The sequence below is a fragment of the Kushneria sp. AK178 genome (assembly GCF_053903105.1).
Genome location: NZ_CP096381.1, coordinates 2,915,458 through 2,934,231, shown reverse-complemented (window position 1 = coordinate 2,934,231; position 18,774 = coordinate 2,915,458). Strand labels below are relative to the sequence as shown.

The 18,774-nt window shown below is 63.4% G+C and carries 18 protein-coding genes; 13 read left to right on the top strand and 5 right to left on the bottom strand.

Annotated features, from left to right (window positions below):
• The first annotated feature begins 168 nt into the window (after positions 1-168).
• Both M1D97_RS13435 and M1D97_RS13430 read left to right on the top strand, forming a co-directional pair.
• On the top strand, positions 169-783 hold the full coding sequence (locus M1D97_RS13435; protein ID WP_456268235.1) for a TetR/AcrR family transcriptional regulator: 615 nt from the start codon (positions 169-171) through the stop codon (positions 781-783).
• A 17-nt stretch (positions 784-800) separates the two neighbouring features.
• Positions 801-2,720, top strand: coding sequence for an MFS transporter (locus tag M1D97_RS13430; RefSeq protein ID WP_456268234.1), 1,920 nt, complete (start codon positions 801-803; stop codon positions 2,718-2,720).
• Here M1D97_RS13430 and M1D97_RS13425 read toward each other — a convergent pair.
• The 5 genes from M1D97_RS13425 to M1D97_RS13405 all read right to left on the bottom strand — a co-directional run bounded on the left by M1D97_RS13425 (position 2,717) and on the right by M1D97_RS13405 (position 7,394).
• Positions 2,717-4,030, bottom strand: a complete 1,314-nt coding sequence (locus tag M1D97_RS13425) for a sensor histidine kinase (RefSeq protein WP_456268233.1) — start codon at positions 4,028-4,030, stop codon at positions 2,717-2,719. The genes M1D97_RS13430 and M1D97_RS13425 overlap by 4 nt on opposite strands.
• The gene (locus M1D97_RS13420; RefSeq protein ID WP_456268232.1) at positions 4,030-4,710 is read right to left on the bottom strand and encodes a response regulator transcription factor; all 681 of its coding nucleotides are present in this window, start codon (positions 4,708-4,710) and stop codon (positions 4,030-4,032) included. Before M1D97_RS13420 ends, M1D97_RS13425 begins: the two co-directional genes overlap by 1 nt.
• A 10-nt stretch (positions 4,711-4,720) precedes the next feature.
• Positions 4,721-5,050: a PepSY domain-containing protein gene (locus M1D97_RS13415; RefSeq protein ID WP_456268231.1), complete on the bottom strand. Its 330-nt coding sequence runs from the start codon at positions 5,048-5,050 to the stop codon at positions 4,721-4,723.
• Between the two features lie 154 nt (positions 5,051-5,204).
• The gene (locus M1D97_RS13410) at positions 5,205-6,500 is read right to left on the bottom strand and encodes an HlyC/CorC family transporter (protein ID WP_456268230.1); all 1,296 of its coding nucleotides are present in this window, start codon (positions 6,498-6,500) and stop codon (positions 5,205-5,207) included.
• A gap of 99 nt (positions 6,501-6,599) precedes the next feature.
• Positions 6,600-7,394, bottom strand: coding sequence for a cytochrome C assembly family protein (locus tag M1D97_RS13405; protein ID WP_456268229.1), 795 nt, complete (start codon positions 7,392-7,394; stop codon positions 6,600-6,602).
• Between the two features lie 282 nt (positions 7,395-7,676).
• Here M1D97_RS13405 and ffh point away from each other — a divergent pair, with 282 nt between their 5' ends.
• The 11 genes from ffh to M1D97_RS13350 all read left to right on the top strand — a co-directional run bounded on the left by ffh (position 7,677) and on the right by M1D97_RS13350 (position 18,766).
• The gene (ffh, locus tag M1D97_RS13400) at positions 7,677-9,125 is read left to right on the top strand and encodes a signal recognition particle protein (protein ID WP_456268228.1); all 1,449 of its coding nucleotides are present in this window, start codon (positions 7,677-7,679) and stop codon (positions 9,123-9,125) included.
• A 218-nt stretch (positions 9,126-9,343) separates the two neighbouring features.
• A complete protein-coding gene (gene rpsP / locus M1D97_RS13395; RefSeq protein WP_456268227.1) occupies positions 9,344-9,604 on the top strand; it encodes a 30S ribosomal protein S16 in 261 nt (86 codons plus the stop codon).
• 17 nt (positions 9,605-9,621) lie between these two features.
• Complete coding sequence (gene rimM / locus M1D97_RS13390) at positions 9,622-10,137, top strand: ribosome maturation factor RimM (protein ID WP_456268226.1); 516 nt, start codon at positions 9,622-9,624, stop codon at positions 10,135-10,137.
• A 32-nt stretch (positions 10,138-10,169) separates the two neighbouring features.
• Positions 10,170-10,982 (top strand): tRNA (guanosine(37)-N1)-methyltransferase TrmD, encoded by an 813-nt coding sequence (trmD, locus tag M1D97_RS13385; RefSeq protein WP_456268225.1) that lies wholly within the window; start codon positions 10,170-10,172, stop codon positions 10,980-10,982.
• 104 nt (positions 10,983-11,086) lie between these two features.
• Positions 11,087-11,452 (top strand): 50S ribosomal protein L19, encoded by a 366-nt coding sequence (rplS, locus tag M1D97_RS13380; RefSeq protein ID WP_456268224.1) that lies wholly within the window; start codon positions 11,087-11,089, stop codon positions 11,450-11,452.
• A 155-nt stretch (positions 11,453-11,607) separates the two neighbouring features.
• Positions 11,608-12,495, top strand: a complete 888-nt coding sequence (gene xerD / locus M1D97_RS13375) for a site-specific tyrosine recombinase XerD (protein ID WP_456268223.1) — start codon at positions 11,608-11,610, stop codon at positions 12,493-12,495.
• Between the two features lie 7 nt (positions 12,496-12,502).
• Positions 12,503-13,264, top strand: a complete 762-nt coding sequence (locus M1D97_RS13370; protein ID WP_456268222.1) for a DsbC family protein — start codon at positions 12,503-12,505, stop codon at positions 13,262-13,264.
• Between the two features lie 117 nt (positions 13,265-13,381).
• Entirely contained in the window at positions 13,382-14,698 is a 1,317-nt protein-coding gene (locus tag M1D97_RS13365) for a homoserine dehydrogenase (RefSeq protein ID WP_456268221.1), read from the top strand.
• A 17-nt stretch (positions 14,699-14,715) separates the two neighbouring features.
• Positions 14,716-16,113, top strand: coding sequence for a threonine synthase (gene thrC, locus M1D97_RS13360; RefSeq protein ID WP_456268220.1), 1,398 nt, complete (start codon positions 14,716-14,718; stop codon positions 16,111-16,113).
• A gap of 117 nt (positions 16,114-16,230) precedes the next feature.
• On the top strand, positions 16,231-18,033 hold the full coding sequence (locus M1D97_RS13355; RefSeq protein ID WP_456268219.1) for a single-stranded-DNA-specific exonuclease RecJ: 1,803 nt from the start codon (positions 16,231-16,233) through the stop codon (positions 18,031-18,033).
• Between the two features lie 118 nt (positions 18,034-18,151).
• Entirely contained in the window at positions 18,152-18,766 is a 615-nt protein-coding gene (locus M1D97_RS13350) for a YitT family protein (RefSeq protein ID WP_456268218.1), read from the top strand.
• Positions 18,767-18,774: the final 8 nt, after the last annotated feature.

Sequence of the window (18,774 nt, the reverse complement as noted above, 5' to 3'; positions counted from 1 at the left end):
TGCAGGTTCATTAAGACAGGCTTTGATATAACATGTATTTCTGTATCAGGACGGTTTGCAGCCCTTGTATTTTCCGTCGCCGTAATAACCCTTGCTTTTAAAGGCAAGCTGGATATGCTGTATGAAAACAGTGTTCGATCACAAAATATAACAGGCAGGGATTTTTTCATGGCGCGCCCAAGACAGCATTCACCGGAAGAGCTGCATGCCAGCGTCATGGCGGCATGCGACAGCTGGCTCAAGGATCATCCCATCCATGCGCTGTCACTGCGCTCCATTGCGCGCGATGTCGGCTGTGCACCCAGTACGCTGCTCAAGCTCTACGGCAGCTTCAACAATCTGCTTCAGTACGTCAACCTCGAAACCCTGGACAGCCTGAAGGGCCAGATCGATACCTTTCAGACCGGTACGCCCGATGAGCGGCTGGGCGCCCTGGCCCGGGCCTACTGGGAATTTGCCCATCGCTATCCCTATCGCTGGCAGCTGCTGTTTGATTACCCGCTGGCCGAGGAGGGCGAGCTCGATACCCGCCAGGGGCGCATGATCGAGGCGCTGTTTCTGCGGGTCGAGGCCACGCTCAAGGAGATCCAGCCGCTGATGACGGATGCCGAGGCCAGCCGACTGGCACGCACCCTTTGGGGCAGCGTGCACGGTCTTGTGCAGCTGGGGCTCAACGAGCGTCTGGGCTATGGCCAGGGGCAGGCGCTGGAGGTGACCGAACTGCTGGATCAGCTGTTGCATACCATCCTGGCAGGACTGCGCGCCGGGGGGGCGAGCCATTGAGAAATGTCCTGAACCTGATGCGCAGCCGCTACTTTGCGCCCTTTTTCTGGACTCAGGCGCTGGGCGCCTTCAACGATAACGTTTTCAAAAACGTTCTGCTGCTGCTGGTGACCTTCGTGGCCGTACCCCGACTGGGCTGGGATGCGGGACTGATCAACAATCTGGCCGCGGCACTTTTCATCCTGCCCTATCTGCTGTTTTCGGCATGGGGCGGACAGCTGGCCGACTACCGGGACAAGCGGCAGTTGATCATCGCGCTCAAGTGGCTGGAGCTTGCCACCATGAGCTGTGCCGCACTGGCCATCTGGCTGGAGGCCTATGCCCTGCTGCTGGGGCTTCTGTTCATGATGGGCACCCAGTCGGCGCTGTTCGGGCCGGTCAAGTACGCCATTCTGCCCCAGCACGTACAGCGCACGGAGCTGGTACAGGCCAATGCCTGGGTGGAGATGGGCACCTTTCTGGCCATCCTGCTGGGGACGCTCGGCGCCGGCATTCTCATGGCGGTGGGGGGCAGCCGGGCTCATATGCTGATCGGTGCCACCCTGGTCATCGTGTCGCTGTGCGGCCTGGGCGCAGCCCTGCTGGTGCCCTCGGCGCCGGCCAGCTCGCGGGGAGCGCTGAAATGGCAGCCCTTTCGGGGCTCCTGGCAGGTGCTCTCGGCGGCCTGGCGCACCCCCCGTATCTTTCGTGCCCTGATCGGGATCAGCGTCTTCTGGTTTCTGGGCGCCTGCTATCTGACCCAGCTACCGCTGTGGACGAGCCATGTGGTGCATGGCCAGGCCGGGGCGGTGACCATGCTGCTGGCCGCCTTTGCCGTGGGTGTGGGGCTGGGGTCGCTGATCTGTGCTCGGCTGTCGGCCGGTCGACTGGAGGTTGGCCTGGTCCCCATCGGCGCCTTCGTGCTGGCGCTGGCCGGATTTGATTTTGCCACCCATCCGGCACTGGGCGCGGGCATCAATACGATGGCGGATCTGATGGCCATGCCGCGCTTCTGGTGGATGCTGCTGGATCTGATCCTGATCGGGGCGGGCGGCGGACTCTACATCATTCCGCTGTATACGCTGGTTCAGATTCTCAGCGGTGACGAGGATCGAGCGCGCATGATTGCCGCCAACAACATTCTCAATGCGCTGTTCATGGTGGCCTCTGCAGCCTTCGGGGCCGTGCTGATTGGCGTCATGAATGTCACCCTGCACACCTTTTTTGCCTCTCTTGCGGCCATTTCCCTGCTGACGGCGCTGGTCTGCGCCCTGCTGCAGGCACGCCCCATGATGCGTATCAGTATCTTTGTGCTGGTCCACATGTGGTACCGATTGCGGATCCGGGGTATCGACAACATTCCCGATGAAGGGCCGGCCATCGTGGTCTGCAACCACGTCAGCTTCATGGATGCGCTGGTCATGGGCGGCGCCAGCCCGCGGCCGCTGCGCTTTCTGATGGACAAGCCCATTTACGAATCGCCGTGGCTCAACTGGTTCTTTCGCATGGCCGGCGCCATTCCGGTGGCTTCCGAGCGGCGTGATCCCAAGGGCATGCGCCGGGCGCTGGATCTGGTCAGCAAAGCGCTGCAGAACGGCGAGGTGGTCATGCTGTTTCCCGAAGGGCGCCTGACCCGCGACGGCCACATCAATGAATTCCGTCGAGGGATTGATCTGATTCTCAAGCGCGATCCGGTGCCGGTGGTGCCGGCAGCGCTGTCCGGGCTCTGGGGGTCGTGGTCATCACGCTACGATGGCGTGCCCTTCAAGGGGATGCCCAGACGTTTTCGGGCGAAGGTGTGCCTCACCTTTGGCGCACCGGTTGATTCGGAAACCGTGACGCGGGAATCGCTGCAGGCCAGTGTGGCGGCGCTCAAGGCCGGTATCGATGGCTACGCCAGCAACAAGCCCGTACGTACGCTGGCAGGGCAGGATCAAGGGGCTGAGGCGTCGCGCTAGACGAGCGGTGCCGGCAGGTCCACGGTAACGGCCAGTCCGCCCAGATCGCTCTCGCCGAGATGAATCTCCCCGCCGTGGTGATGGACAATCTGCTCCACGATGCCCAGCCCCAGCCCGTGACCGCTGACCTGTTCATCCAGGCGCGTGCCTCGCCCCATGACTCGCCCGCGCTGGTCCGGCGGAATGCCCGGTCCGTCATCCTCGACCAGCATCACGAACCGGCCTTCCTCGCGGGACAGGGTCAGGCGGGCCAGCCCATGGGCCCACTTGCCGGCGTTATCCAGCAGGTTGCCCAGAATCTCCAGCAGCTCATCGCGATCCCAGGGCAGGGGCGGCAGGGGGGCGCTGTCATTGATGAACGTGACGTTGGCATGAATCTCGCGCAGCGTGTCCAGAAGCGGCGGGATATCGCTGTCGGGCTGAAAGCGAGCGGCTGCGGAGACCTCGCCGGTATCCAGACGCGCGCGCTGCAGCTCACGCTCCACCAGGCGGTGAATGTCATCCAGCCGGGCCTGCAGGGAGTGGCGCAGGTCGGGGAGCTGTTCGAGTTCCCGCCGGGCCAGCTGCGTTTCCATCACCGACAGGGGCGTCTTGAGCGCATGCCCCAGGTTGGCGATGCCGTCACGCGAGCGGTTGAGCACGCGCTCGATGCGCTCCAGCTGATGATTGAGCTCGTCAACGAAGGGGGCAATTTCATCCGGTACGCGGGTTTCCAGCGCCATGCGCTTGCCTTCATGCAGCTGGGCCAGTTCGCGCTGCAGCTTCTCCAGCGGCATGAGCCCCAGGCGGATGACCCGACGCTGAATGAAGACCAGCAGGATGGCCATGACGCCGCCCAGCCCCCAGATACACAGGCGCAGCCAGTCCAGACGTCGGGTGACGGTGCTGTAATCGAGCGCCGTGGTAATGGTGAAGTGGTGTCGGCCGCGATGGTACTGCCCGGTCCAGGCCAGCAGGGACTGGTTTTCGGGCCCCGGGCGGATCTGGGCGGTGTCGCCCTCGACCGGTTTGAGCCGATGGTCCCAGAGAGAGCGCGAGCGCAGATGAATGTCGTCATCGATGTCGATGACGAAATACTGCCCCGAGTAGACCTGATTGAAGGAGGCACGCAGGCGCAGCGGATCGATACGGACCTGATCATTCCGGTCCACTGGCAGGGTGGCCAGGCTCTCGGCGTCCTCGCGCAGCCGCTCGGTCAGGTAATCCCGCAGCACGTAGTCGAACAGTACCACGCTGCCGTGGGCCAGCAGCAGCATGACCACCAGTACCGAGGCCAGCAGGCCCAGATCAAGACGACGCGTCAGTGACATCAGGCAGCGGCGCTGTCACCGCCGAAACGATAGCCCTGGCCCCGCTGGGTAATGATCACGCCACGACCCAGTTTCTGGCGCAGATGGTTGATGTGCACCTCGACCACATTGGGGTTGCGATCGTGTTCGCTGTCATAAAGGTGATCAAGCAGGCGATCCTTGGCGATCACGTGATCGGGGTGCAGCATGAGATAGCGCAGGATCGCGAATTCGGCGCGGGTCAGGTTGACCGGCGTATCGTTGGATGTACGCCACGCGCTCTGGCCGTTTTCATCCAGTACGACACCGGCGACCGAGATGGTCGGAGAGGGGCGCTGACCGTGACGGCGGCGTACAAGGGCCTGCAGGCGCAGGATCAGCTCGTCGGGGTGAAAGGGCTTGGGCAGATAGTCGTCGGCCCCGGCGCGCAGACCGGTGATGCGCTCGCTCCAGCTGGAGCGGGCCGTCAGGATCAGCACAGGCGTGTCCAGCCCGTCGGCGCGCCACTGCTCCAGCAGCGTCAGCCCCGGGCGACCGGGCAGCCCCAGATCAAGGATGATGATATCGAAGGGTTCGCTGGTGGCCATGACGGCGGCATCGCGACCGTCCGTGCACCAGTCAACAGCGTAGCCGTGCTGGGTGAACAGGGCCGTCAGTTCGTCCGCCAGGGGGACGTTGTCTTCAATCAGTAGCAGCCGCATGGTTACCCCTCTAATCTTCTTCCAGATCCAGATGCTTTCCGGTCACCGCATCGAATCGAAGTGCCCTGATCTGCCCATCATGATCGAGCATGTCGATTTCGTAAACATAACGTTGGTTAACACAGTCGAGCTTGGCTTCGAGCAGCTTGCCGCTGCGATACTCCCGGGCCTTTTCGAGAATGGCCGGAAAGGGCTCGATGTGACCGCTTTCGGTCATCTGCAGCACTTCGTCCTGGGACACGTCCCGGCCCTCTTCGGGGCAGGCCCGGGCGAGTCCCGTCAGGATCGGCAGCAGTATCAGACAGCAGGAAAGAGGCAGGCGCCGCCGGAGGCTATCCATGAACATCATGTTGACCTGTGGCACGCAGGCCGTGCGGAAAAGTGAGCGATATCATCATGCGTCCTCGGGACAGCCATCATGGATATCGCGCAACTTAACAAAACAGGCTTAATTCAATCTCAAAACCGGCTCGCCTGCATTACGGCGTTACCGCCTACTGACGGGTTTCAGCCGCGCGTGTTGCGCGCCGCTGGGTCTGCCAGCAGCGCGTTGAAGTGATCAGGTTTTCCCGGATGTCGAGAATTTCGATGCGAATGGTGCCGATCTCCAGACTGGCCGGGGCGTCGGGAAAGGACTCCAGATATTCCAGAATCAGTCCGTTGAGCGTCTTGGGCCCGCTGGTCGGCAGCTGCCAGCCCAGCACCTTGTTGATCTCGCGAATGTTGGCCGTGCCATCAATGATGTAGCTGCCATCTTCCTGCAGATGAATCTCCTGATGGGTGTCGGCGATGTCGGTCGTGAACTCGCCCACGATCTCTTCAAGAATATCCTCGAGTGTCACCAGCCCCTGCACATCACCGTATTCGTCGACCACGATGCCAATGCGACGCTTTTGCTGCTGGAAATTGAGCAGCTGGGTATGCAGCGGGGTGGATTCGGGCACGAAGTAGGGCTCGCGTGCCTCCTGCACGATGGAGGCCTTGTTGACGCTGGACTGGGACATGATGCGAGCGGCGTTGCGCAAATGCAGAATGCCGATGATGTTGTTGATATCGCCCTTGTAGACCGGCACCCGGGTGTGCTGGCTGGTACGGATTTCAGACAGCAGTACGTCCAGATCATCCTCGAGATTGAGTCCCACGACCTCGTGGCGCGGCACCATGATGTCGTTGACGGTGACATTTTCCAGATCAAGGATCGACAGCAGCATGGTCTGGTGACGGCGCGGGATCATGGTACCCGCTTCATGCACCACGGTGCGCAGCTCGTCGCGGGTCAGATGGGCGGCGCCGCCATCGATGTCGCGCACTCCCACCAGACGCAGTAGACCGTTGGAAATGCCGTTGACCAGCCAGACCAGCGGGTAGAGCAGGCGCAGCAGGGGGTCGAGGACCAGCGAGGCGGGAAAGGCGATTTTTTCAGGGCGCAGGGCAGCCATCGTCTTGGGCGTGACTTCTGCAAAGATCAGCACGACCAGCGTCAGGATAGCGGTCGAAATGGCCGGCCCGGAAACCTCGCCAAAAAAGTGGATGGCGATGATGGTGGCGATCGAGGCGGCCAGGTTATTAACGAAATTGTTGCCGATCAGGATGACGCCGATCAGCCGGTCGGGGCGCGAGAGCATGCGCAGCACCCGTTTGGCGGATTTTTGCCCCGTATTGGCCTGATGCTTCAACCGATAGCGGTTGATGGACATCATGCCGGTCTCCGAGCTCGAGAAAAAGGCAGACAGGATAATGAGCAGCACGAGCAGGGTGAACATCAGCCCCAGGGGAGTGTCATCGCTCAAGGTTGGTGGGCCCTCGGAATCGGTTATCGGTCGTTTTTAGGAACTTGTGCCGTGGGTGTCAAGGCGGCACTGCCGGGATGTGCCGCTCCGTGGCGCCGCTCAGCCATGCAGCAGCTGAATGATCAGCCTGGTGCCGAAGTAGGCCAGTATCAACACGATCACCGCGCCCAGCGTCCAGCGGATGGCCCAGGGGCCGCGCCAGCCGCGCTGGTACCGCCCCCAGAGGAGAATGGAGAAGAGCACCCAGGCCAGCAGGGACAGCACGGTCTTGTGCGCCAGATGCTGGGCAAAGAGGTCGTTGATGAACAAAAAGCCGCTGATGATCGAGGCCGTCAGAAAGACCATGCCGCAGATGATCAGCTCGAACATCAGCCGTTCCATGGTCGTCAGCGGTGGCAGGACCTGAATGATGCCGCGCAGATGATTGTGCTTGAGCGCGTGGGTCTGAACGGACAGCAACACGGCCTGACCTGCCGCCATGATCAGAAACGCATAGGCCAGCACCGACGTGGCGATATGGACCAGCATGCCGGGAGTAAAGCCATACTCGATGCTGGACTGCGGAAGGCCGACAACGCCCACCACGCTCAGGGCGGCCAGCGGATAAAGCCCCACGGCGGCCGGCATCAGCGGTTTTTTGATACTGGCCAGCAGCAGCAGGGCGGCAATCAGGAAAAAGACCAGCGAAACGGTTTCAGAGATGCCCAGATTGAGGCCGTCACGGGCGTGCAGTGTGGTAAAGACCACCACGCCATGGCCCGCGACTGCCAGGGCACTGGCGGCGTTGACAAGCCCCTGGCGCACGGGCAGGCGCCGCGTCAGTGAGAGCATCTGACGACAGGCGGCAGTGCAGTAGAACACGACTGCCACAAGGGCAGAGAAAAGCGTGAGCATCGTTATATGACAATCCGTATGGAAATCGCGAACCGGGCGTACGCGTCGTGATGCAGATCACGGAGTCTGCCTACTATACCGGGAGCCTTTCGTTATCGAAACCGGCCACCGGGATACGCGCGGCCCGGGCAGGGGGATGTTTCTGCGCCGTTTGACACGAATCCGGTTCGGGCTGGTGCATGGCAGCGCCCTGAACCGTTATAATGCGGGCCAACATTTTCCGGTCTCGGCATGGGCGCCCCTCACGTTTCTGCCGCCGCCGCTGCACCATCGGAGAAGCTCATGTTTGACAGCCTGACAGATCGTCTCTCACACACGCTCAGATCCGTGACCGGCCAGGCACGGCTGACCGAAGAGAACATCAAGGACACCCTGCGCGAGGTGCGTCGCGCCCTGCTGGAAGCCGACGTTTCGTTGTCGGTGGTCAAGGACTTTGTCGAGCGCGTGCGCACACGCGCCGTGGGGCAGGAGGTGTCCAAAAGCCTCTCGCCCGGCCAGCAGTTCGTCAAGATCGTCCAGCAGGAGCTGGAAGCGACCATGGGCGAGGGCAACGTGCCCCTCGAGCTCAAGCAGACGCCGTCCGTCATCCTGATGGCCGGCCTGCAGGGGGCGGGCAAGACGACCTCGGTCGCCAAGCTGGCCCGCTTTCTGCGCGAGCGTGAAAAGAAAAAGGTGCTGGTGGTCTCGGCCGACGTCTATCGTCCGGCCGCGATCGATCAGCTCGAAACGCTGGCCCATGAAGTCGGCGTTGAGTTCTTCCCCTCGAACAGCGAGCAGGAGCCGACCGCGATCGCCGAGGCGGCCATCCGTCATGCCCGTATTCAGTTCTTCGATGTCGTGCTGGTCGATACGGCCGGTCGTCTTCACATCGACGACACCATGATGGGCGAGATTCGCGATCTGCACCGCGCCATTTCGCCGCAGGAGACGCTGTTCGTCGTGGATGCCATGACGGGCCAGGACGCCGCCAATACGGCGCATGCCTTTCACGAGGCGCTGCCGCTGACCGGCGTGATCCTGACCAAGGCCGACGGTGACTCCCGTGGCGGTGCTGCACTGTCGGTACGCCATATCACCGGCAAGCCGATCAAGTTCATGGGCATGGGAGAGAAAACCGATGCCCTCGAACCCTTCTATCCGGACCGCGTGGCCTCGCGCATCCTGGGCATGGGGGATGTGCTCAGCCTGATCGAGGAAGCCGAGCGCAAGGTGGACCGCAGCAAGGCCGATCAGCTCTCCAAAAAGATCAAGAAGGGCGAAAGCTTTGATCTCGAGGATTTTCGCGACCAGCTCCAGCAGCTCAAGAGCATGGGCGGCATGGGCAGCCTGATGGAGAAGCTGCCGGGCATGGGCCAGATGGCCGAGATGGCTCAGGGTCAGGCGAGCGAGAAGGAGTTCGGCAAGCTCGAATCGATGATCAACTCCATGACGCCGAAGGAGCGCCGCAAGCCCGATCTCATCAATGGCTCGCGCAAGCGCCGCATCTGCGCCGGCTCCGGGACGACCGTGCCGGATCTCAATCGTCTGCTCAAGCAGCACAAGCAGATGCAGAAGATGATGAAAAAGATGGGCAAGAAGGGCGGCATGCAGAAAATGATGCGCAACATGAGCTCGATGATGGGCGGTGGCGGCATGGGCGGTCCCGGCGGCGGCCCGGGTGGCATGGGAGGCCCCGGCGGTATGGGCGGTCCCGGCGGTATGGGCGGCTCCGGCGGTCTGCCGCGCCGCTGAGCACTCGCTGATCCGACAGGCAGGGAGATGGCTTCATGCAGTTCCCAAGCCTTGAAATTTCCCGTAGAATACCGCGTCTTCGAGGAGCGGCGCGCCTGCGCGTTGCGTTTTCCGGCATGTCTCATTCGGGAAGCGCAGGCTGCCAGGGCGCTGTGCGCAACATGTTTACGGCTTCGTCGTACGGCTGGTACGACGCTATTCCAACTGAAGGACTTTAAATGGTTACCATTCGTCTGGCACGTGGTGGCGCCAAGAAGCGTCCCTTTTATCACCTGCATGTGACCGATTCGCGCGTCAAGCGTGACGGCCGTCACCTGGAGCAGGTCGGCTTTTTCAACCCGGTTGCCCGCGGTCAGCAGGAGCGTCTGCGCATCGACCTCGATCGCATCGACCACTGGCAGGCCCATGGCGCGCAGCTGTCCGATCGCGTTGCCGAGCTGGTGCGTTACGCGCGCAAGCAGCAAGCCGCTTCCGCCTGATCGAGTCTGGAATCGGTATGACGCAGTCGCCCGAGCAGTACGTCGTCATGGGCAAGCTGACCAGCCCCTATGGCGTAAAAGGGTGGCTCCGCGTGTATTCGTGGACCAGCCCGATGGAGGGCATCCTCGATTACGAGACCTGGCTGGTCGAGCAGAACGGGCAGCGCACGCCCATGACCCTGCGCAACGGTCAGCGCCACGGCAAGGGACTGATTGTCCGGCTCGACGGTGTGGATTCGCGCGAGGCCGCCGAGCGTGTGGCCGGTGCTACCGTGCTTTTGAAAGCGGCGGAACTGCCGAGCCTTTCAGAGGATGAGTACTACTGGTACCAGCTTGAAGGGCTTGCCGTTCAGACGGGCGACGGTGTTGCACTGGGACGCGTCGAATATCTGTTCGAGACCGGTGCCAACGACGTGCTGGTGGTTCGCGGCGAAGACCGTGAACGCCTGATTCCGTTTCTGCCGGACGACGTGATTCAGAAGGTGGATCTGCAGGGCGGCATCATGACCGTCGACTGGGATCCCGACTTTTGAAAACGCCGTCCCCGTCAGGCGAGTAGTGGATCGTGTGGATCGGAGTGGTATCGCTGTTTCCGGAGATGTTCGATGCCGTGACCCGTTACGGGGTCACCGGTCGCGCCGTGGAGCGCGGTCTGATGCGCATCGACTGCTGGAACCCGCGGGACTATGCGCTGGATCGCCATCGCAGCGTGGATGATCGCCCCTATGGGGGCGGCCCCGGCATGTTGATGAAGGTGGATACCCTGCGCAGCGCCATCGATCAGGCTCGTCAGCACGGCGAGCAGCAGGGAGAAGGCGACGATGATGACCCGGTCCGGGTGATCTATCTGTCACCGCAGGGCAGGCCGCTCGATCAGGCCGGCGTCAGACAGCTGGCCTCGCATAAACGGCTGGTGCTGGTCGCCGGACGCTACGAAGGCATCGATGAGCGCGTCATTGATCTGGACATCGATGAAGAGTGGTCCATCGGTGATTACGTGCTCAGCGGTGGCGAGCTGCCGGCCATGGTGCTCTGCGATGCCGTGGCGCGACTGGTGCCCGGCGTGCTGGGCCATCAGGCCTCGGCCGAGGAGGACTCCTTCAGCGATGGCCTGCTGGACTGTCCGCACTATACGCGGCCGGAAGAAGTGGACGGCCGACGCGTACCGCAGGTCCTGCTGGGCGGGCACCACGGCGAAATTCGTCGCTGGCGGCTCAAGCAGTCCCTGGGGCGAACCTGGCAGCGTCGGCCGGAGCTTTTGCAGCAGATGACGCTCGATGCCGAGCAGCGAAAGCTGCTGGACGAGTTCATCAACGAATACGCATCGGCGGATGCCGATGCGGCGGTGCGGGGCCGGGATCAGGGCCAGACCCTGTAAACGGTGCCGCGTCACCCACGAATCGACCCCGCGCATGTCGCCGGGATCAAGGACGCCGGTATTGCAGACACTGCTGCCGGGTCCGGTCACATTGGAGAAATGTCATGAGCAGCAAGAACCTGATCATCCAGGCGCTTGAAAACGAGCAGCTGGACAGGGAAGTACCGAATTTCGGCCCCGGCGACACTGTCGTGGTACAGGTCAAGGTCGTGGAAGGCAGCCGCGAGCGTCTGCAGGCGTTTGAAGGCGTTGTTATCGGCAAGCGCAACCGCGGGCTGAACTCCGCGTTCACCGTGCGCAAGGTCTCCCACGGTGTCGGCGTCGAGCGTACCTTCCAGACCTACAGCCGTCAGGTCGACAGCATCGAAGTGCGTCGTCGTGGTGACGTTCGTCAGGCCAAGCTCTACTATCTGCGCGAGCGCAGCGGCAAGTCCGCACGCATCAAGGAAAGGCTCACCAAGAAGTCCTGAGCCCTTCCGGTACTGCCCGGCATCATCGGGCAGTTTCCTCAAGACCCCGCACCATGCATCATGGGCGGGGTCTTTGTCTGTCCGGGGGCAGGCCCGGTCGCCTGTGCGGGGCTGCCCGGATCATCCGGGGCGTTGTGTTTTCATGAGAGACCGTCATGTCCAGCAAGCTGATTGAAGCCTTTCTTGATGCGCTCTGGCTCGAGCGTGGTGCCAGCATGCACACCCTCGATGCCTATCGATGTGATCTGATGCACTGGCAGCGCTATCTGACGCGCCATGACATGAGCCTTCTGGCCCCGGACAGCCGGACCTACCATGGACTGATCGAAGAGCGTCGTCGCAACGGCTACCAGGCGCGCTCCGATGCGCGGTTGACCTCCAGCCTGCGCCGCTTTTACCGCTGGGCGCTGGTGACCGGTCAGATCGACAGCGACCCTCTGGCCGACATCGTGGCACCTCGTGCCAGCTCGGAGCTGCCGGGCACGCTCGAAGAGGACGAGGTCGAGCGCCTGCTCGATGCCCCCGATATCACCACCGCACTGGGGCTGCGCGACCGTGCCATGCTGGAAGTGCTCTACAGCTGCGGACTGCGCGTCTCCGAGCTGGTGGGGCTGCGGGTGGACAGCGTCAACCTGCGTCAGGGCGTGGTAAGGGTGCTGGGCAAGGGCGATGCCGAACGGCTGGTGCCCATGGGAGAGCCGGCCGTCGAGTGGCTCGAGCGCTATCTGCGCGAGGGCCGCGGCGAGCTGATGCGCGATATTACCCGGGCACCGCTTTTTCCCGGCCGCAGTGACGGCTTCATGATGCGACAGACCTTCTGGTATCGCATCAAGCACCACGCCACGCGAGCCGGCATCGACGCGCCGCTGTCGCCGCATACCCTGCGCCACGCCTTCGCCACCCATCTGCTCAATCACGGCGCCAATCTGCGCGTGCTGCAGGAACTTCTCGGCCATCGCGACCTCTCTACCACACAGATCTATACCCGGGTGGCTCAGGCCCGCCTTGAAGCCATCCATGCCAAACATCATCCACGGGGCTGAATTACCCATGTCCATGTCGCTTGCCTTTCCCTTTCGTTCGCTGCTGCCCGGTGTCCTGCTGACCGGTGCTCTGCTGGCCCCGGCCGTACAGGCCGATGATGGCAGGGTGCCGAAGGACCTGGCCGATCACCTGGTCGTCAACGGTCAGAAAATGCCGGTCCGGTCGATCGACGCATCGCCCCTGCCCGGGGTCTACGAGGTGCAGCTGGAGAACGGCCAGACCCTTTACAGCGATCGCGACGGGCAGTACCTGCTGGTCGGCGACCTCTATCGCAACAGTGACGGGCAGATGGTCAATCTGACCGAGCAGAAACAGCAGCAGCATCGCGTCGACCTGCTCGAGCAGGTCCCCGATGACGAAGCGGTCGTGTTCCGGCCGGCCGGTGAGGTCAGGGCCGTGATCAACGTCTTCACCGATACCACCTGCCCCTACTGTCGCAAGTTTCACGAAGAGGTGCCCGAGCTCAACGAGCATGGCATCGAGGTGCGCTATCTGGCCTTCCCGCGCTCCGGCATGAATGGCGAAGGCGCGCGGGAGCTCGGTCAGGTCTGGTGCAGTGACAATCGCAGCGAAGCGATGACCCGAGCCAAGCAGGGCCAAAAGCTCAAGGCCACGGCCAGCTGCGACACGCCCATCGAACAACAGTTTGCTTTGGGCAAGCAGATGGCCATCCAGGGCACGCCGGCCCTGATCCTGCCCGATGGCCGCATGATCCCGGGCTATGTGCCGGTGGATCGACTGGTCAACATGCTGGGACTGGAGAATTGATCACGGGGCATTCATGCCAGCCGCGCAGGGCGTTACACTGCTTCTCCACCCGGCCTCTGACCGCGCCGGGAACAACAGTCATGCAGCGTTGAGATCAGTAGACCAGGGGGCAAGACGGTGGAACCGGTAAAGGTAGGCATTTGCGGACTCGGGACCGTGGGCAGCGGCACGTTCAATGTACTGGTGCGTAACGCCCGGGACATCGAGCGTCGCGCCGGACGCGCCATTGTGGTGACGCAGATCGGCGCGCGGCGCGATATTCCACACGTCGACCTGACCGGCATCAACGTGACCCGGGATGTCTTCGAGGTGGCGCGCAATCCCGACATTGACGTCGTGGTCGAACTGATCGGTGGCTACGACGTGGCGCGTGAGCTGGTGCTGGAAGCCATTCGCCACGGCAAGCATGTGGTCACGGCCAACAAGGCCCTGATCGCCGTGCACGGCAACGAGATCTTTCGCGCCGCGGCCGAAAAGGGCGTCATCGTCGCCTTCGAAGCGGCCGTGGCCGGCGGCATTCCGGTCATCAAGTCGCTGCGCGAAGGGCTGGGCGCCAATCGCATTCAGTGGGTGGCCGGCATCATCAACGGCACCGGCAACTATATCCTCACCCACATGCGTGATGAGGGTCGGGCGTTCGAGGACGTACTGGCCGAGGCGCAGGCGCTGGGCTATGCCGAGGCCGATCCGACCTTCGATGTTGAAGGCATCGATGCCGCCCACAAGCTGACCATCCTGGCCTCGATCGCCTACGGCGTACCGCTGCAGTTCGAGCGCGCCTATACCGAAGGCATTTCGCGCATCACCTTTGATGACGTTCAGCAGGCCGATGCGCTGGGCTACATCATCAAGCACCTGGGCATCTCCAGGCGCACCGAGGACGGCGTCGAGCTGCGCGTCCATCCGGCGCTGATCCCGAAGGAGCGGCTGCTGGCCAACGTCCACGGCGTCAAGAATGCCATCGAGGTGATGGGCGATGCCGTGGGGCCGACGCTCTACTACGGTGCCGGCGCCGGTGCCGAACCGACGGCCTCGGCGGTGGTGGCCGATCTGCTGGACGTGGCGCGCGACATGGCCACCCATCATGACCATCGCACACCCTATCTGGCCTTCAGCGGCATCGTGGAAGGCGACGAGAGCCTGCCGATCTCGCCGATGGAGAATATCGTTACCGCCTACTACCTGCGACTGCAGGCGGTGGATCGCCCCGGCGTGCTGGCGCGGGTGGCGACCATTCTGGCCGAGCAGGGCGTGAGCATCGAGGCCCTGATCCAGAAGGAAGCCACCGAGGGGGAACTGGTGCCGATCATCATCACCACGCATCGCACCCGCGAGGCCAATATGAACGAAGCGATTCGCCAGCTCGAGGCGCTGGCGGACATCGCCGGGCCGGTGACCCGTATCCGTATTGAACATCTCGACGAAACCGTCTGATCGGGAGCACACGGACCATGCGTTACATCAGTACGCGCGGCAACGCGCCCGCGCTGAACTTTGAAGAGGCGGTCCTGACCGGGCTGGCTCCCGACGGCGGCCTGTACGTACCGGAAACGCTGCCGCAGTTCTCCCGTGACGAGATCGCCGCGATGGCCGGCCAGCCCTATACGGAAGTCGCCTTTCGGGTCATGAAGCCCTTTGTCGGCGGCGAGATCGACGATGAGACCCTGCGCGGCATCATCGATGACAGCTACGCCACCTTCAAGCATGACGCCGTGGTGCCGCTCAGGCAACTCTCCCATGATCACTGGCTGATGGAGCTCTTTCACGGGCCGACGCTGGCCTTCAAGGATGTGGCACTGCAGCTGCTGGGCCGCCTGCTGGATCATTTTCTCAAAAAGCGCGGCGAGAAGGCGGTCATCATGGGCGCCACCTCGGGGGATACCGGCTCGGCCGCCATCGAGGGCTGCCGCCACTGCGACAACCTCGATATCTTCATCCTGCATCCGTATCAGCGCGTCTCGGCGGTGCAGCGCCGTCAGATGACCACGGTGCTGGCTGACAATGTTCACAACATCGCCATCGAAGGCAACTTTGATGATGCCCAGGCGATCGTCAAGGCCAGCTTCGCCGATCAGGGTTTTTTGAACGGCACTCGACTGATCGCGGTCAACTCGATCAACTGGGCGCGCATCATGGCGCAGATCGTCTACTACTTCGCCTCGGGCGTGGCGCTGGGCGCGCCGCATCGTGAGGTCAGCTTCACGGTGCCGTCCGCGAACTTCGGCAACCTGTTTGCCGGCTATACCGCCAGCCGCATGGGCCTGCCGGTGAAGCAGTTCGTGATCGCCACCAACGCCAACGACATCCTGCACCGGACGCTGACCGACAACGACTTCTCCAAACGCGAGCTGGCCGCCACCCTGGCGCCGTCCATGGATATCGTGGTGTCGTCGAATTTCGAGCGCCTGCTCTTTGACGCCTACGACCGCGACGGCGAGCAGGTGCGCTCACTGCTGGAGCGCTTCCAGCAGGAGCCGGCCGCGCTGGCCGAGGCGCCGCTGGCCAGATTGCGCGAAACGTTCGCCAGCCACCGCGTCGATGATGACACCATCCTCGAGGTGATCCGCGAGGCCTTCGGGCGTACCGGCGAGCTGCTCGACCCGCATACCGCCACCGGCTATCGCGCCGCCGAAGCGGCGCGCAGCGATGCCGCCACACCCATGATCACGCTGGCCACCGCCCACCCGGCCAAGTTCGAGGACGCCGTGGTCCGGGCCGGCTTTGAAGGCGCGGCGCTGCCGGAGTCCATGAGCGATCTGATGACCCGTGAAGAGCGCTACGATGTACTGCCGGCCAGTGTCGGGGACGTTCAACGCTTTGTCGCCGGGCACCGGGTGGCCGGCAGCTGATGTCTGATTACCGCCAGGTCATGACCTCTCTGAGCTGATGGCATAACACGCGATCCACCCACAGGGCTGCGCCGGCATCACCGATGCCGGCGCAGCCTTTCAGTCTCCGGAGCCACCTTGGATAACGCGCCTGCCCCTGCAGTGCCATCGCTGACCAGGAAGATCCTGCAGCGCCCCTGTCACGACGGCCTCTATCAGGAGGCCATCGACGCCGGCCTGACCGAGCTGCAGGCACGCATTCTGGCCGGACGCCTCAAGGACCCGCGGGCGCCGGTCCCGGCGCTGGTCGAACCGGCCCTGCGCTATATCGAACACCCCGAGAAGCTGTGTGACGCGGCCCGCGGTGCCGAGCGCATCGCCCGGGCGGTCATCGACGGCGAGCACATCGGCATCATCACCGACTATGACGTGGATGGCATTACCTCCCACGTGGTGATCCTGCGAACGTTTGCCGAGCTCTTTGGCGTACCGCGCGAAAAGCTCCATAGCCTCATCGGCCATCGCATCAATGACGGCTACGGCATCAGCAGTGCGCTGGTGGACAAAACGCTGGCGCTCTCGCCGCGTCCGTCGCTGATCATCAGCGCCGACTGCGGCTCCAGCGATGAGCCACGGCTGGCACGCCTGAAAGAGGCCGGCATCGATGTGGTGGTGACCGACCACCACGCGTTGCCCGTCGAAGGGCCGCCGGCCTCGGCCTTCGCGGTGGTCAACCCGTCGCGCGCCGACTGTGATTACCCTGATGCCACCATTGCCGGCTGCATGGTGTGCTGGCTGTTGATGTCGCTGACCCGGTCGCATCTGATCGACGCCGGTCGGCTGGCGAGTGATACCCCCAAGCTGTCGCCCTGGCTGGCCTATGTGGCGCTGGGGACGGTGGCCGACTGCGTGTCGCTGGGCGATAGCGCCATCAATCGCGCGGTGGTGACGCTCGGGCTCAAGCTCATTAATCGCATGGAGGCGCCCTGCTGGCGAATGATGGCCGAGCGACTGGGGCCTGACAGCACGCCCTTTGATGCCGAGACGCTGGCCTTTCAGATGGGGCCACGCATCAACGCCCGCTCGCGGCTGGATGACCCCTACGCGGCGCTGCACTTCATGCTGGCCGAGGATGACGCCAGTGCGCGACGCTATCTGGGCGTACTCGATGACGACAACCAGTCGCGCAAGGCCATCGAGGCCGACATGGCCGAACAGGCGCGCGCCGTGGCCCATCAGCAGCTGGAACAGGGCGCGCGTGTACTGGTGGTGCATCTGCCCGAGGGGCATCCCGGCGTGCAGGGCATTGTCGCCTCGCGGCTGGTGCAGGCCTTCGGTCGCCCGGCCGTGGTGCTGACCCAGGCGCCGGACCCGGCCATGCTGACCGGCTCCGGGCGGTCGGTGGAGGGCGTGCATCTGCGCGATGCGCTGCAGCGCGCTTTCGAGCTCTCGCCCGGCGCCCTGCCGCGCTTTGGCGGCCACAGCGGCGCGGCGGGCATGGGTGTGCCGCACGCCGAACTCGAGGCGTTTCGGCACGCGCTGGCAACGGCCATCGACGAGCAGCTGGGAGATCGTGAACTCTACCCGCTGATTCTCAGTGACGGCACGCTCGAGCCCGACCAGCTGGCGCTGCCGATTCTCGATGAGCTCGAGGCGCTGGCGCCCTATGGCCGCGAGTTCGAAGCGCCGATCTTTGAAGGCCGATTCGTGGTGGATCAGGCGCGACTGGTGGGCAGCGAGGGCAACCATTTGATGATGACGCTGGATGCCGGCGCGCAGATGGTGCGTGCGATCTGGTTTCGCGCCGTCACACCGGGCGAGAACATGCCGGTCGCGGCGGGGGAGGCGATTCGCTGTGCCTTTCGCCTGTCGCGCAACCGCTATCGGGGTCGGGAAAGCCTGCAGCTGATGATCGAGCACGCCGAGCAGACCGCGATGTAAGTGCCGGTCCGGCACTCGACGCCTGCCCCGGGGCTGTCGATAATACCTTCAGGCGCCACAAGCGCCGGATGCCATGCGCGATCTACCCGATCGCCACACAACAAGAAGGATATGATCGATGGATGCATCAGCGAGCCGACACCGTCTGCATGAAGATGTCATGGCCATCATGCTGGGCTCGGCCTGCGCCGCGCTGGGTATCGGGCTGTACGAACACGCCCAGATCCTGATCGGCAGCACCGCCGGCATTGCGCTTTTGATTACCTACGTCACCGGCTGGAACTTCGGCCCGGTCTTTTTCGTCGTGAACCTGCCGTTTTACTGGCTCGCCTGGCAGCGGGTCGGCCATCAGTTCGCCCTCAAGACCTTTGCGGCCATCGCGCTGCTCTCCTGGATCAGCTGGCAGATGCCGCACTGGATCGATATCGGCGAGGTCTCGCCGCTGTTTGCCGCGCTCATGGGCGGCAGCCTCATCGGGCTGGGGGCGCTGGCGCTCTTTCGCCACCGCGGCAGTCTGGGCGGTTTCAACATTCTGGCCCTCTATCTGCAGGACCGTCGCGGCTGGAGCGCCGGCAAGGTGCAGCTCGCCCTCGATGGTCTGGTCATGCTGGCGGCCTTTTTCGTACTGCCCGTGACCAACGTCATCTACTCCATTGTGGGCGCGGCGGTGCTCGGCGTGATTCTGACCCTTAACCACCGGCCCGGTCGCTATACCGGCACCAGCAGCAATTAGGTACCAGC

What these genes read in the sequence shown, in the direction of transcription:
- M1D97_RS13425 (WP_456268233.1), bottom strand. Translation starts at nt 4,030, where the DNA reads ATGTCACTGACGCGTCGTCTTGATCTGGGCCTGCTGGCCTCGGTACTG.
- M1D97_RS13420 (WP_456268232.1), bottom strand. Translation starts at nt 4,710, where the DNA reads ATGCGGCTGCTACTGATTGAAGACAACGTCCCCCTGGCGGACGAACTG.
- M1D97_RS13405 (WP_456268229.1), bottom strand. Translation starts at nt 7,394, where the DNA reads ATGCTCACGCTTTTCTCTGCCCTTGTGGCAGTCGTGTTCTACTGCACT.
- rimM (WP_456268226.1), top strand. Translation starts at nt 9,622, where the DNA reads ATGACGCAGTCGCCCGAGCAGTACGTCGTCATGGGCAAGCTGACCAGC.
- M1D97_RS13350 (WP_456268218.1), top strand. Translation starts at nt 18,152, where the DNA reads ATGGATGCATCAGCGAGCCGACACCGTCTGCATGAAGATGTCATGGCC.
- rplS (WP_456268224.1), top strand. Translation starts at nt 11,087, where the DNA reads ATGAGCAGCAAGAACCTGATCATCCAGGCGCTTGAAAACGAGCAGCTG.
- M1D97_RS13435 (WP_456268235.1), top strand. Translation starts at nt 169, where the DNA reads ATGGCGCGCCCAAGACAGCATTCACCGGAAGAGCTGCATGCCAGCGTC.
- M1D97_RS13370 (WP_456268222.1), top strand. Translation starts at nt 12,503, where the DNA reads ATGTCCATGTCGCTTGCCTTTCCCTTTCGTTCGCTGCTGCCCGGTGTC.
- ffh (WP_456268228.1), top strand. Translation starts at nt 7,677, where the DNA reads ATGTTTGACAGCCTGACAGATCGTCTCTCACACACGCTCAGATCCGTG.
- xerD (WP_456268223.1), top strand. Translation starts at nt 11,608, where the DNA reads ATGTCCAGCAAGCTGATTGAAGCCTTTCTTGATGCGCTCTGGCTCGAG.
- thrC (WP_456268220.1), top strand. Translation starts at nt 14,716, where the DNA reads ATGCGTTACATCAGTACGCGCGGCAACGCGCCCGCGCTGAACTTTGAA.
- M1D97_RS13430 (WP_456268234.1), top strand. Translation starts at nt 801, where the DNA reads ATGCGCAGCCGCTACTTTGCGCCCTTTTTCTGGACTCAGGCGCTGGGC.
- rpsP (WP_456268227.1), top strand. Translation starts at nt 9,344, where the DNA reads ATGGTTACCATTCGTCTGGCACGTGGTGGCGCCAAGAAGCGTCCCTTT.
- M1D97_RS13415 (WP_456268231.1), bottom strand. Translation starts at nt 5,050, where the DNA reads ATGGATAGCCTCCGGCGGCGCCTGCCTCTTTCCTGCTGTCTGATACTG.